The sequence below is a fragment of the Sphingobium sp. OAS761 genome, assembly GCF_024168485.1.
GTDB lineage: Bacteria > Pseudomonadota > Alphaproteobacteria > Sphingomonadales > Sphingomonadaceae > Sphingobium.
On record NZ_JALJVY010000002.1, the window covers coordinates 363,824 to 375,192 of the forward strand.

The following is an 11,369-nucleotide window of genomic DNA, read 5'->3' on the forward strand; positions in this document are numbered from 1 at the left end:
CAGAAATCTAGGGGCTACTCGGCATCAGCATCCGCGCGTTGTTTCCAGGCCAAGTTCAGCGGCCCGATATCGCTCTCCCAAATCCGATCAGCATGGGCTGTGAGTTCACCATCTTTCAGCGCTTCTGCCAACATCGCCTTGGTAAGTACCGATCCACCATGATGCGGGCGTAGAAGTTTGAGGGCATCGTATGCGTTAATCCAGTCTGCTTCCGATGACATTTTTAATTAGTCTCCCATTCGCGCACGGTACGGCGCGATTGGACACGGCGACCATATTGCATCGGGGAAAGCAAGCAATGAAGTTGGTGAGCATGTTAGGAGCCAACGCTCGAATTGTCCGCGGCAAACCGCCAGCGACCGCATTGATATATTTGACGGATATTTGATGGTTCTGGTCAAGGTACATGTAAGTCCTTGATAGTGCTGGTGACCCCTACGGGAATCGAACCCGTGTTTCAGCCGTGAAAGGGCCGCGTCCTGACCGCTAGACGAAGGGGCCACTCGACGCGCCGTCCAATGGGCGACGCGATGAAGCGAGGCGGGCATTAGGAGCAGACGCCGTGGCGGTCAACCCCTAATGCGCAAGGAAATTGCGCGTCGTCTCAATCCGCCCAGGCCGCGTCCTCCAGATGCAGTTCGACCGCGGGGCGGCTGCCCCAATCGTCGATCTTCGCCTTGCCCGCGACCCACAGGCGCCGGTCGCGCGGCGCCCCCAATATGGCCTGTCCCATGGCGCTTTCCGCCTTGCGGAAGGCGATCGTCTTGATCGAACGGCCGTCCTCGCCGCTCATGATCGCGCGCAGATGGCCATTGCCCACGATATCGGCCTTGACCACCCGCATCGGACCGGCGGCGACCAGCGGCGCCGGCCAGCCCGCGCCATAGGGGCCACCCTGCTCGATCGCCGCCACGAAGTCGGGATTGACGCCGGCGGGTGCCAGGACCGCATCGATCAACAGGGCGCGGTCGTCGCGCGCCCGGGCCACCGCGGCCGACAACCGGTCGTCCAGGAAATCGGCGAGCGCATCGACCTTGTCGGTTTCGACCGTCAGCCCCGCCGCCATCGCATGGCCGCCCCCCGCCACCAGCAACCCGCTGTCCTTGGCCGCCAGCACCGCCGCGCCCAGGTCGACGCCGGAAATGGAGCGGCCCGACCCCTTGCCCTGTCCCGCTTCGTCCAGCGCGATGACGATGGCGGGACGGCCCGCCTTTTCCTTGATCCGCCCGGCGACGATGCCGATCACGCCGGGGTGCCAGCCTGCCCCCGCGATCACCGCCACGGCGCGGTTGCCCTGCGCGGCCAGCAGGGCTTCGGCCTGTTCCTGCACCGTCGCTTCGATCGCGCGCCGTTCCTCGTTATACTGGTCGAGCTGCGCGGCGATGCGCGCCGCTTCGGCCGGATCGTCCGTGGTCAGCAACCGCACGCCCAGATCCGCCTGACCCACCCGGCCACCGGCATTGATGCGCGGGCCGAGCGCGAAGCCGAGGTCGTGGCACAGCGGCGCACGGGTCAGCCGGCTGGCGTCGATCAGCGCCGACAGGCCGATATTGCCGCGCTTGGCCATGACCTTCAGCCCCTGCGCCACGAACGCGCGATTGAGCCCCTTGAGCTGCGCCACGTCGGCCACGGTGCCCAGGGCGACGATGTCGAGCAGCGCCATCAGCGCCGGTTCGGCACGACCCGCGAACCAGCCGCGCCCGCGCAGCACCCGCACCAGCGCCGCGCCGAGCAGGAAGGCGACACCCACCGCCGCCAGATGCCCGTGCGCCGCGGCCTCTTCATTTTCGTCCAGCCGGTTGGGATTGACCAGGGCAAAGGCATCGGGCAGTTCCGTCGCGCATTTATGATGGTCCACCACCACCACGTCGACGCCCGTCGCCCTGGCCATGGCCAGGGCCTCGAACGCCTGCGCGCCGCAATCGACGGTCACGATCAGGCTGGCGCCCTCCCGCGCCAGCCGCACCAGCGCCTCGCCGGACGGGCCATAGCCCTCCATCAGCCGGTCGGGAATGTAGGGCCGCGCATCCAGCCCCAGGTCGCGCAGCAGCCGGATCAGCAGCGCCGCGCTGGTCGCACCGTCGACGTCATAATCGCCGAAGATGCGCACGTCCTCGCCGCGCTGCACCGCGTCGGCGATCCGTTCGGCGGCTGCGTCCATGTCGCGGAACAGGCTGGGATCGGGCATGAAGTCCCGGATCGTCGGGTTGCGATGCGCGTCCACCGCATCGCGCGGGCAGCCGCGCGCCAGCAGCAGTTGCGCGACCAGGTCGTCGGGACGGCCGGCCGGATCGTTCGCGCCGGCACCGCGCCACCGCCATGGCTGGCCCGACAGGGATCGCGAGATATTGAGCGCAAATGTCATGATCCGCTTCTAGACGTCGGTCCGCCCGGTGGAAAGCACAGGAAAACATGCCATCTGCGGAACCCTCGCAACCCGTTGAGCGTATGGGTTCTTTGCCGGGCAAAGAACAGGGCGCGGCGCGAAAGGGGCTGCGCACTATAATGACGGGACGGCAGGGATATTATGTCCGGCGCATAGTGACCGCCCTGCTGCTTTCCGTCTCGCCGCTGCCCCTGGCCGCCCAGACGCCGCCGGCGACGGCCGAACCTTCGGCAGCCGAGGAGCCGATCCTGCCCGACGACCAGTTCGAAGCCCGCCTGCCGAAGGTGGAGGGGACGGACCCGAATGCCCCGCTACCCTCGATCGACGACTGGATCGACCAGCAGATGCCGCAGCAATCGACCGGGCCGGTCGATCTTCCCCCCGCCGTCGATCCGGCCGAGGAACAGGAACTGGCCCTGCCGCTGCCGCCGCTCGACAGCGTGACCGTGCCGGCCAATGCGGCATCGGACGACGACCCTGACGAGAAGCTGCCCGAAATCAGGTATGCCACCAGCATCGAAGGGTTCGGCAAGACCGGGCTGGAGGACGAGTTCCGCGCCGAATCCGCGCTGATCGACGGCAAGGGCCGGGCGGACACCGCCGCCATGGTGCAGGCCCGCGCGCAGGAGGATGAGAAGCTGGCCGTGCGCCTTTTCTATTCGCAGGGCTATTATGACGCGACCGCGCTCGCCAGCCTGGACCAGGCGGGCGACGGCACGCTGAACGCCATCGTCTCCGTCACGCCGGGCAAGCGCTACAAGCTGGGCGCGATCGTGATCAATTCCGGGCCGACCGGGCCGACCGGGCTGGTCCGCGACAGCCTGCCGCTCAAGACCGGCGACTATATCGTCGCGACCGACGTGGAAGGGGCGGAAGCGAACATCGGGGTCAAGCTGCCGGAAAACGGCTATCCCTTCGCCCAGGTCGGGCAGCGCGACATCCTGCTCGACCCCGCGACCGTCACGGGCGACTATACGCTGCCGGTCGAGACCGGCCCGCGCGGTACGTTCCGCGCCATCACCACCAGCGGCGAGAAGCAGGCCTTCGGCGCCGACCATATGGAGGTGATGAAGCGGTACAAGCCGGGCCAGATATACGACAGCCGCAAGGTCGACGACCTGCGCAAGGCACTGGTCGCGACCGGGCTGTTTTCCAGTGTCGCGGTCGACCCGGTGCGCACCGGCGAAGCCGGACCGGACGGCACCGAATATGTCGACCTGCATGTCGACCAGCAGGCGGGGCCGCCGCGCACGCTGGCCGCAGAAGCGGGATATGGCACGGGTCAGGGCTTCCGCGCCGAAGGCACATGGACCCACCGCAACCTTTTCCCGCCCGAAGGCGCGCTGATCCTGGGCCTGATCGCGGGCACGCAGGAACAGGGTGCCTCGGCGACCTTCCGCCGGTCAAACGCGGGCAAGCGCGACAGGACGTTCCAGACAGGCCTGATGCTCAACCATCAGGACTATGACGCCTATGAAGCCTTCACCGCCGGCATCAACATCGGCTGGTCGCGCCAGTCGACGCCGATATTCCAGAAACGGTGGACCTACAGCTACGGCGCCGAAATACTGGGCACGAACGAACAGGTGGTGATCGATCCCGCCACCGGCGAAAAGGACCGGCGCACCTATTTCATCGCCGGCCTGCCGGTGCAGATCGGCTATGATCTGTCCAACGACCTGCTGAACCCGACAAAGGGGTTCCGCGCCAATCTGCGGGCCGAACCGGAAGGATCGCTCCAGGGCAAATTCTCGCCTTATCTGCGCGCCACTTTCGACCTTTCGGGCTATTATCCCGTGTCCGACAGCCTGGTCATCGCCGCGCGCACGCGGCTGGGCACCATCAGCGGCGTCAGCCGCGACGACGTGGCGCCGTCGCGCCGCATCTATGCCGGCGGCGGCGGATCGGTGCGCGGCTTCGGCTATCAGGAACTGGGGCCGAAGGATGTGAACAACGATCCCATCGGCGGCCGGTCGGTCAACGAATTCGCGGTCGAAGGACGCTATCGCTTCGGCAATTACGGCGTCGTGGCCTTTGTCGACGCGGGCCAGGTCTATGACAGCGCGATCCCCAAATTTTCCGACATGCGGTACGGCGTCGGCGTCGGCGGCCGGTTCTACACCGATTTCGGGCCGTTCCGGGCCGACATCGCCATGCCGATCAACCGGCAACCGGGCGAATCCAAATTCGCCGTCTATATCGGCATAGGGCAGGCCTTCTGATGGCGCAGGACGACACCCCGCCCCCCGCCACCGATGCGACCGGCGAAGCACCGGGCGAAACGGTGGTGATCCGCGAACGACGCCCGCTCTGGCAAAAAATCGCCTTCGGATTCGCGGGCCTGGTCGTTTTCCTGCTGGTGCTGGTCGCCGGCCTGCTGCTCGGCCTCAATACCCAGCAGGGCAAATCCTTCCTGATCCGCCAGATCGCCGCGCTCCAGATGCAATCGGGCATGCAGATTGAGGTCGGGCGGATCGAAGGTTCGATCTACAGCGACATGGTGATCCACGACCTGATCCTGCGCGATCCCAAGGGCGTGTTCGCGGTCAGCCCGCGCGTCCATGTCATCTGGAAACCGTTTCGTTACGCCAACAACCATCTGTCGGTCAGCCTGCTCGAAACCCCGTTGGTGGTGCTCGCGCGCAGCCCGCAGTTCAATGTGACGGAAAGCGACCCCAACGCCCCGATCCTGCCCGACCTCGACATCGACGTCGACCGGCTGAAGATCGGCAAGTTTCTGCTCGCAAAGCCGGTCATCGGGCAGAAGCGGGAAATCGCCATCGACGGCGTGACGCATATCGCCGACGGCCGCGCCCAGCTGGAAGCGAGCGCCATCGTCGACAGCGGCGACCGATTGCAGGCGAAACTGGACGCGGTGCCGTCGCAGAACCGCCTTGCCATGAACGGCACGCTGACCGCGCCGCGCGGCGGCGTCATCGCCGCGATGTCGGGCCTGACCGACGGCGTGACCGCGACGCTGGACGGCAAGGGCAGCTGGCAGGCCTGGAACGGACGGATCGTCGCCACCTCGCCGAAGGGCGAGCTGGCCGATATCGCGCTGGCCGCCCGCGACGGCAATTTCACCGCGCGGGGACCGCTGCGCCCGGGGCTGGTTTTCGCCGGCACGGTCGACCGGTTGACCGCTCCGCAACTGGACGTGGACCTGTTCGCGGGCCTGAACGAACGGCGCGTGAACCTCAAGGGCACGCTGCGCTCGCCCGCGATGTCGGCCGATGCGCAGGGCCTTGTCGACCTGGGCAAGAGCCGGTTCAGCGCGTTGCGGATCAATGCCGCGCTGCTGACGCCGGGCGCGATCATGGACAAGGTGAAGGGCCGGGACGTGCGCGCGTCGGTCATACTGGACGGGCCGATGGCAACGCCGTTCATCGACTATGACCTCAGCGCCAAATATCTCGCCTTCGACGCGAGCGGCATCGAAAATCTGAAGGCCGGCGGGCGCGCTGTGATCGACGCCGACCGCATCCGCATTCCGGTGAACGCGACCGCGACCCGCGTGACCGGCCTCAACGCGGCGGCGGGCGGCCTGCTCCGGAATCTGCGGGTGAAGGGCGATTTCGCCTATGCCGCCGGCAAGCTGATCAGCGACAATCTCAAGATCGACAGCGACAAGGTGGATGCCACTGCGATCGTCCTCGCGGACCTCGACAATGCCGTCTATCGCGGCGCGCTGAAAGGACGGGTCAACGACTACCGGATCGACGGGGTCGGCATCGTCAATCTGAACACCGATGTCGAACTGGTGCCCGGGCCCAGGGGCGGCTTCGGCCTGTCCGGGCGCTTCGGCGTGCGCACCGCGCGCTGGGACAATGCGTCCGTGCGCGACTTCCTGGGCGGCAATGCGGTCATGTCCGGGCAGATCGGCATGACGCCCGAAGGCAAGTTCACCCTCGCCGGACTGAAGGGAGCGGCGCCGAATTTCACCATCCGGTCAGGGTCGGGCAGCTATGACACGGACGGGCAGATCGCCTTCGACGCGAGCGCCTTCTCGAAACAATATGGCCCGCTGGCGCTGACCGTGCGCGGGACGGCGGAGCGGCCGCAGGCGGTGCTGCGCGCCGCCCGTCCCAATGTCGGCGTGCAGCTGACCGACGTCGTCGCCCGGCTGAACGGCGAAACGGGCGGCTATCGCCTCGAAGCGACCGGCGGATCGCCCTATGGTCCCTTCTTCGCCAATGTGCTGATCCACTCCGCACAGGGGCCGTTGACCATCGACGTGACGAAGGCCCGCTTCGCCGGCGTCGACATGCAGGGCCGTATCCAGCAGAGCGCGGCCGGTCCCTTCACCGGGCAGCTTGCGATGAACGGGTCCGGCATAACCGGCGACGTGCGCCTGGCAGCCGTGGGCAAGGCGCAGGGTGTCGACGTCAACGCCACGGCCAGCAATGCGAAGCTGCCCGGCGATACCGACGTCGTCATCGGCCGGGCGATCGTGACCGCGTCCATGGTGCTGACCGATCAGCCGCAGATCCGCGCGGATGCGCAGATCGGCAATGCCGCCTATGGCGACTATGTCGTGCGCAAGGCACGCGCCAGGCTCAATTATCAGGGCGGGCGCGGGCGGGCGCAACTGGTCGCCGACGGCTCGAGCGGGATACCCTTCTCCATCGCGTTGAACGCCGCGTTGCGGCCCGATCTTTACGCCGTGGCCCTGCAAGGCAAGGCGGCCAATATCGACTTCCGCCTCGCCCGGCCCGCGATCATCCGCACCGAAGCCGGCGGCTACCGCCTCGAACCTGCGACGCTGGTCCTGCCGCAGGGCAAGGTCGACCTGGCCGGCCGCTTCGGCGGCACCACCGCCATGCAGGCCCGCTTCAAGGATTTCGATCTCGCCATCGCCAACATCGCCGCGCCCGGCCTTGGCATCAGCGGCCGCGCGACCGGCACGCTCGACTACAGCCAGACCGGCAACGCCTTCCCGACCGCCACGACGCGCCTCGCCATCAACGATTTCCGCCGGTCCAGCCTCACCGCCGTGTCCGACCCGGTGTCGATGAACGTGGAAGGGACGCTGTCGTCGGCGGGCGGCGACATGCGCGGGCTCATCCGCCGTGGCGGCACGACGCTTGGCCGCTTCACCGCGACTCTGGCGCCGCCGGGGTCGGGGGCGGACTGGACCGAACGGTTGCAGAACGCGCCGCTGGGCGGCGGCATCCGCTATGCCGGTCCCGCCGACGTGCTCTTCTCCTTCGCGGGTCTCGCCGACCAGCAACTGACCGGCGGCCTTGCCGTCGCGGCGGATTTCAGCGGCCGGCTGGGCGATCCGCGCCTCACCGGCGTGGTGCGCGCCAACAGCCTCACCTACGAGAATGAAAGCTTCGGCACCCGCGTGACGCAGATGCGGCTCGACGGCCGCTTCACCAACGACCGCCTCGAAATCCGCTATTTTTCCGGCCGGGCGGGCGACGGCACGGTGCAGGCTTCGGGCGATGTCGGGCTGGCGGCGGACAGCGGCTTCCCGATGAACATCGCGATCAAGCTCGACCGTGCCCGCCTGGCCCGCAGCGAAGCGATCACCAGCGTCGTCAGCGGCACGCTCGCCATCACCAACAGCGCGGCCGACGGCGGACTGATCAAGGGCGACCTGCGCCTGCCCGAAACCCGCTACCGCGTTGCCTGGCAGGGCGGCACGGAAATCCGCCAGCTTACCGGCGTGCGGCGCAAGGGCGAGGGCACCGACCTGCTCGACCAGCGGATCGCGGACCGCAAGGCCGCCGCCGCGCCCAAACCGTGGAAGCTCGACCTTCGCGTGCGCGCCGACAATGAAATCTACGTGACCGGCATGGGCCTCGATTCCGAATGGAAGACGGACATGCGGATCACCGGAACGGCCACCGACCCGCGCGTCGTCGGCCAGGTTCAGGTGCTGCGCGGCCGCTACAGCTTCTCGGGCCATCAGTTCGACCTCGAACAGGGGCTGATCAGCTTCAACGGGCCGATGACCAACCCGACCCTGGCGATCAAGGCGGAAACCCGCATCGACACCGTGACTGCGGGTATCCAGGTGACCGGCAGCGCCCAGCGCCCCGACATCGCCTTCATCTCCACGCCCACCCTGCCGCAGGACGAAATCCTTTCGCGCATCCTGTTCGGCGACAATGTCGCCAACCTGTCCGCGCTCCAGGCGGTCCAGCTCGCCGCCGCGCTGAACGGCCTGCGCGGCGGCAGCGGCGGGCTCAACCCCATGGGCAAGCTCCAGAACGCGTCGGGCATCGACCGGATCGGCATCGTCGGCGGCGACGAAGCGACCGGGCGCGGCACGTCGCTGGCGGTCGGCCAGCATATCTCCAACAATATCTATGTGGAGGTCATCACCGACTCCAAGGGCTTTACCGCCACCCAGTTGGAAATCGCCCTGTCGAAAACGCTCAGCCTGCTGTCAAAGACCGGCACCAACGCCGGATCGTCGGCCAACCTGCGCTATTCGAAGGATTATTGAGGGGCAGGCCGCGCCCCCCGTCCTGCGGTCATTTGCGCAGCAGGAACACCGCATGTTCGGCAAACAGGTTGGCGTTCGCATGGGTGGTTTCCCGGTCGCCCTTCAGGAACCATTGCCCGTCGATATGCCAGCCGCGCTCGCGCACCAGCGCGCGGAAATCGTCCACCGTCACATGATGGATGTTCAGCGTGTCGTACCAGGTGTCGGGCAACAGCCGCGTCACCGGCATCCGCCCGCCCCACATCAGCGACAGCCGCCCGCGCCAATGGGCGAAATTGGGAAAGGACACGAAGGCCTGCCGCCCGATGCGCAGCAATTCCTCCACCACCCGGTCGGGCCGCCGCGTCGTCTGGAGCGTCTGGCTCAATATCGCATAGTCGAAACTGACGTCGGGATAATAGGCCAGGTCGGTGTCGGCATCGCCCTGCACAACCGACAGGCCGCGTCCCACGGCGGCGGCGACGTTGGACCCGTCAATCTCCAGCCCCCGGGCGTCCACGCCGCTGTCGTCGCGCAACGCCGCCATCAGCGCGCCGTCGCCGCATCCCACGTCCAGCACCCGCGCGCCCTGTCGCACCGTGCGCGCGATCAGCGCCAGGTCGGGGCGCAGCGCCCCGCTCATGCCCGCCCGCCGCGCAGGAACCCGTCCACCACGCGATTGAGTTCCGGGCTTTCCAGCAGGAAGGCGTCGTGGCCGAAGGGGCTGGACAGCTCCACGAAGCTCGCCTGCGCCCCGCCGGCGTTCAGCGCATGGACGATCACGCGCGATTCCGCGGTCGGATACAGCCAGTCGGTGTCGAAGCTGACCAGGCAGAAACGGGCGCGCGTCGCGGCAAAGGCCCGCGCCAGCGACCCGCCATGGTCCTCGGCGATGTCATAATAATCCATCGCCCGGGTGATGTAGAGGTAGCTGTTCGCGTCGAACCGGTCGACGAAGCTCAGCCCCTGATGCCGCAAATAGCTTTCCACCTGGAAATCCGCGTCGAATCCGAACGTCTTGGCGTCGCGCCCCTGAAGCCGCCGCCCGAATTTCTCGGTCAGCCCCGCCTCGGACAGATAGGTGATGTGCGCCGCCATCCGCGCCACGGCCAGCCCCGCGCTCGGCACCTGCCCATCGGCATAATAATCGCCGCCGCGCCAGTTCGGGTCGGCCATGATCGCCTGCCGGCCGACTTCGTGGAACGCGATATTCTGCGCGCTGTGGCGCGCGGTCGATGCGATCACGACGCAGCGTTCCACCCGGTCGGGAAAAAGGGTGGGCCAGGTCAGCGCCTGCATCCCGCCCATCGACCCGCCGATCACCGCCGCCAGCCGCTCTACCCCCAGATGGTCGAGCAGGGCCGCCTGCGCGCGCACCATGTCGGCGATCGTCAGCACCGGAAAGCGCATCGCATACGGGTCGCCGGTCGCGGGGTCGACGCTCGCCGGGCCGGACGATCCCATGCAACTGCCGATGACGTTGGAACAGACGATGAAATGCCGCGCCGGGTCGACCGGCCTGCCCTCCCCCACCATGCGCCACCACCATCCCGGCTTGCCGGTGACGGGGTGGTCTGACGCCACATATTGGTCGCCGGTCAGCGCGTGGCAGATCAGGATGACGTTGGACTTGTCCGCGTTCATCGCCCCGTAGGTTTCATAGGCGATGTCGACCGGCCCCAGGCGCGCGCCGCTGGACAGGGGCAGCGGGCCGGGCAGGCATGTCTGCCGGCGCAGGCCGAAACGGCTGTCATCGGGGATCGGGACGCTGGCCATGGTCGCGCCGCGCTAGGACCGGCGACCGGCGCTGTCAATCTGGCACCGCTGCCCGGCGGCGCGGTCGGCGTAGCCCAACCCCGTGGGGAAAGGAGCGTCGCCGGGTTCCTCGGCACGCAAAAGACCTGACACCGACCCATTCAAGGAATCGCCGGGGTGGGTGGCAAGCGGACTGGCAGCTATCAGAGAAAAATTCTGCGAAGCTGGCATTACCGCCCAATCAAAACTGCTTCTTCGGCCTCCCGATTGATTAAGCGCGCGATGCTGACACGGAATAAGTCAAGGTCGGGGTAGTTGGTATTGAACCACCCTCGTATGCGGCAGGTCGGCTCATGGTCATCAGCAATCTCATAGCGAACCGCAAGGTCGCCACGATTGTTCGCAGGGGCAATTTCAAGGCGCAGGATTAAGTCGTCCCCTTCCTGCATCTCATAACCCCACTGCACTGCGATCGGATGATCTATCGTGATAGGAAAGGCGCTCAAAGCCTCGCCAAACTCCTTCACGTCCTGCCATTGAACCCAGAATCCTCCTTTGCCTGAAAAGCGATCGTTTTCAACGTCGATGGACAGGCGACCGAAATCGTCTGTCAGCCGCTTAGGGTCGAAGAAACTGGCATCGTATTGATAGCGGAGGGTCAGCTTGCTCATGGGCCTATGCTTCGCACTCTGACCTAATACCAACCTCCAATGATCCTGACTCACGTTGGGGATTCCCAAAGCGATGAATGTCTGAATCTATGGGTGCCGGTTGGAGGGCATTGCCATGGGT

General features: G+C 66.7%; 7 protein-coding genes and 1 tRNA gene. 2 read left to right on the forward strand and 6 right to left on the reverse strand.

Features of this window, described 5'->3' with window-relative positions:
* Positions 1-14: 14 nt before the first annotated feature.
* From J3E64_RS04485 to recJ, 3 genes are all read right to left on the reverse strand, one after another.
* Positions 15-221: a hypothetical protein gene (locus J3E64_RS04485; protein WP_253340223.1), complete on the reverse strand. Its 207-nt coding sequence runs from the start codon at positions 219-221 to the stop codon at positions 15-17.
* 205 nt (positions 222-426) lie between these two features.
* Positions 427-501: transfer RNA gene (locus J3E64_RS04490), tRNA-Glu, on the reverse strand.
* Positions 502-604: 103 nt separating this feature from the next.
* Positions 605-2,365 carry a single-stranded-DNA-specific exonuclease RecJ gene (recJ, locus tag J3E64_RS04495; protein WP_253340225.1) on the reverse strand — a complete coding sequence of 587 codons (1,761 nt, stop codon included), beginning with the start codon at positions 2,363-2,365 and terminating at the stop codon, positions 605-607.
* Positions 2,366-2,505: 140 nt separating this feature from the next.
* On the opposite strand from recJ, the gene J3E64_RS04500 reads away from it, so the two are divergent.
* Positions 2,506-4,608, forward strand: a complete 2,103-nt coding sequence (locus J3E64_RS04500; RefSeq protein WP_253340227.1) for an autotransporter assembly complex family protein — start codon at positions 2,506-2,508, stop codon at positions 4,606-4,608.
* On the forward strand, positions 4,608-8,843 hold the full coding sequence (locus J3E64_RS04505; protein ID WP_253340229.1) for a translocation/assembly module TamB domain-containing protein: 4,236 nt from the start codon (positions 4,608-4,610) through the stop codon (positions 8,841-8,843). The genes J3E64_RS04500 and J3E64_RS04505 overlap by 1 nt, the downstream gene beginning before the upstream one ends.
* 28 nt (positions 8,844-8,871) lie before the next feature.
* Here the strand turns inward: J3E64_RS04505 and metW are convergent, their stop codons facing one another.
* The 3 genes from metW to J3E64_RS04520 all read right to left on the reverse strand — a co-directional run bounded on the left by metW (position 8,872) and on the right by J3E64_RS04520 (position 11,248).
* Positions 8,872-9,465 carry a methionine biosynthesis protein MetW gene (gene metW / locus J3E64_RS04510; RefSeq protein WP_253340231.1) on the reverse strand — a complete coding sequence of 198 codons (594 nt, stop codon included), beginning with the start codon at positions 9,463-9,465 and terminating at the stop codon, positions 8,872-8,874.
* Positions 9,462-10,598, reverse strand: a complete 1,137-nt coding sequence (locus J3E64_RS04515) for a homoserine O-acetyltransferase (protein WP_253340233.1) — start codon at positions 10,596-10,598, stop codon at positions 9,462-9,464. Before J3E64_RS04515 ends, metW begins: the two co-directional genes overlap by 4 nt.
* Positions 10,599-10,807: 209 nt before the next feature.
* Positions 10,808-11,248: a hypothetical protein gene (locus tag J3E64_RS04520; protein ID WP_253340235.1), complete on the reverse strand. Its 441-nt coding sequence runs from the start codon at positions 11,246-11,248 to the stop codon at positions 10,808-10,810.
* Positions 11,249-11,369: the final 121 nt, after the last annotated feature.

Bases quoted from the DNA above. Each gene is read 5' to 3' on its own strand.
- J3E64_RS04485 (WP_253340223.1), bottom strand. From the start codon at position 221: ATGTCATCGGAAGCAGACTGGATTAACGCATACGATGCCCTCAAACTT.
- recJ (WP_253340225.1), bottom strand. From the start codon at position 2,365: ATGACATTTGCGCTCAATATCTCGCGATCCCTGTCGGGCCAGCCATGG.
- J3E64_RS04500 (WP_253340227.1), top strand. From the start codon at position 2,506: ATGACGGGACGGCAGGGATATTATGTCCGGCGCATAGTGACCGCCCTG.
- J3E64_RS04505 (WP_253340229.1), top strand. From the start codon at position 4,608: ATGGCGCAGGACGACACCCCGCCCCCCGCCACCGATGCGACCGGCGAA.
- metW (WP_253340231.1), bottom strand. From the start codon at position 9,465: ATGAGCGGGGCGCTGCGCCCCGACCTGGCGCTGATCGCGCGCACGGTG.
- J3E64_RS04515 (WP_253340233.1), bottom strand. From the start codon at position 10,598: ATGGCCAGCGTCCCGATCCCCGATGACAGCCGTTTCGGCCTGCGCCGG.
- J3E64_RS04520 (WP_253340235.1), bottom strand. From the start codon at position 11,248: ATGAGCAAGCTGACCCTCCGCTATCAATACGATGCCAGTTTCTTCGAC.